Below are 2,062 nucleotides of genomic sequence, written 5' to 3'. Positions count from 1 at the left end.
AAAATTGCTACTAGACTAAAGCTCTCGCCATATTCTCGCGATCCACTAAAACAACAAACTATTTAACAATTTCTCGAATCGCCGATCGCAGTTCGGGATATTGGTATTTAATGTTTTGAGATTGAGTTTTTTTCGGTAATACTTGTTGACCTTCTAAAACCACCACTGCACCATCGCCTAGTAATAATTCCAGGACAAATTCGGGAACGGGTAGCCAAGAGGGACGATTGAGAACTTCCCCAAGAGTCTGACAAAATGCGTTCATCTTTACGGGATTGGGAGAAGTGGCATTATAAACTCCTGTCAGATCGCTTCTGTTAATAGCTTCGATGATAATATTTACTAAATCATCGCGGTGAATCCAAGAAAACCATTGACGACCAGTGCCAATTGGGCCTCCTGCACCCACTTGGAAGGGAGTGAGCATTTTACCCAATGCACCACCACCATTAGCTAGAACAATACCAATCCTCACAATTACCAAGCGGACACCATATTCTTTAACTGCTTCGGCTTCGGCTTCCCATTTTTGACAAACTTCAGCTAAAAAGTCTTTTCCTGGGGAACTGGTTTCATCGAAAGTAGCGGTTTCGCTAGTGCCATAGTAACCGATCGCTGAACCGCTAACGAGTACTTGGGGTTTTGACTCGGCTTTGGCGATCGCTTCTACGATTTTGCGCGTTCCTAGCTGACGACTTTCAAGAATTGCTTTTTTGTGTTGGGCTGTCCAACGTTCGGAGATGGGTTCACCTGCTAGGTTAATTACGGCATCACAACCAGATACTCGATCTTGCCACGCGCCTGATTCTTGAGGAGTGTATTGTACTACCTCTAAATTAGGAAAATTGCTAGCAGGAAAGATTTTTTGTGCTTTAGCACTGTTGCGGGTAAAAACTACAATTTGATGATTATTTTCTTTGAGTTTACTTACTAAACGAGTTCCGACTAATCCTGTCGCCCCTGTAATTGCTATTTTCATGACGATTTTTTTAAAAAATAAGTAGATATTTTACAGTCACTAACTATTGTTATGATAGCTGGAGTTGTCGTTGATCCAGAACCATCTATTAAGGGTTGATTGAGCAACAATAGGGTATTTTTTAGATCGAGAGTAAAAAGCAATCATGGCAAAAGAATCGGGTAATAATTTAGCTTTGGGCGTTATTGGTGGTGGAGTAATGGCGGAGGCTATTGTTTCTTGCTTGATTGCTCAAAAAGTTTATGCAGCCGACAGTATTTTAGTTAGTGAACCCCAAGAGAAAAGAAGAGAATTTTGGCAACAACAGTATGGTGTGGGGGTAACAGACGAGAATTTAGCTGTAATGAATGCAGAAACGGTATTGTTGGCGATTAAACCCCAAATTTTAGAATCAGTAGTCACAGCTTTAGATTTAGCTACCCATCAAGAATTGTCTCCCTTAATTGTTTCTATTTTGGCGGGAGTAACCTTAGAAAGTTTAGAATCTGCTTTTGCTGGATGTCCCGTAATAAGAGTGATGCCAAATACCCCTGCTACAGTGGGAGCAGCGATGAGCGCGATCGCCCTTGGAACAGATGTTTCTTCCCAACAGATTCAAATAGCAACGGATATTTTTGCTGCGGTAGGAGAAGTTGTCACAGTTCCCGAATCTTTAATAGATGGGGTAACTGGTTTATCTGGTTCGGGGCCGGCTTATGTTGCTTTAATGGTAGAAGCCTTAGCCGATGGTGGTGTAGCTGTCGGTTTACCAAGAGCGATCGCCCAAAAATTGGCTATTCAAACCCTATTAGGTACAGCAAAGCTATTACAAGAATCTGGGATGCATCCTGCGGTGTTAAAAGATCGCGTTAGTAGTCCTGGTGGAACAACCATTGCAGGGGTTGCTGCTTTAGAAAAAGGTGGTTTTCGCGCTGCTGTAATGGAGGCGGTTAAAGCTTCTTATCAACGTTCTCAAGAATTGGGTAAGTAGTTGTAATGGACGATGAAAAGATAAAATTATGGCTGTCTATTTTTGTGGATACAGCTTTTCTTTTATTGTGGTGTCTGGTTACATGGTTACTTAATCAAGCCGTAGATTTTTTC

2 protein-coding genes are annotated in these 2,062 nt (G+C 41.8%); one reads left to right on the top strand and one right to left on the bottom strand.

Annotated elements, in window-relative coordinates:
• Window positions 1–58: 58 nt before the first annotated feature.
• Window positions 59–979: a thylakoid membrane protein ThyD gene (gene thyD / locus H1P_RS32955; RefSeq protein ID WP_144875660.1), complete on the bottom strand. Its 921-nt coding sequence runs from the start codon at window positions 977–979 to the stop codon at window positions 59–61.
• 145 nt (window positions 980–1,124) lie between these two features.
• Here thyD and proC point away from each other — a divergent pair, with 145 nt between their 5' ends.
• Entirely contained in the window at window positions 1,125–1,949 is an 825-nt protein-coding gene (gene proC / locus H1P_RS32950) for a pyrroline-5-carboxylate reductase (RefSeq protein WP_144875658.1), read from the top strand.
• Window positions 1,950–2,062: the final 113 nt, after the last annotated feature.

Origin of the sequence: Hyella patelloides LEGE 07179, from assembly GCF_900659865.1 — a bacterium.
GTDB classification, from domain to species: domain Bacteria; phylum Cyanobacteriota; class Cyanobacteriia; order Cyanobacteriales; family Xenococcaceae; genus Hyella; species Hyella patelloides.
The sequence above is the reverse complement of the archived record's forward strand: the minus strand, read 5'-3'. Positions and strand labels throughout refer to the sequence as shown.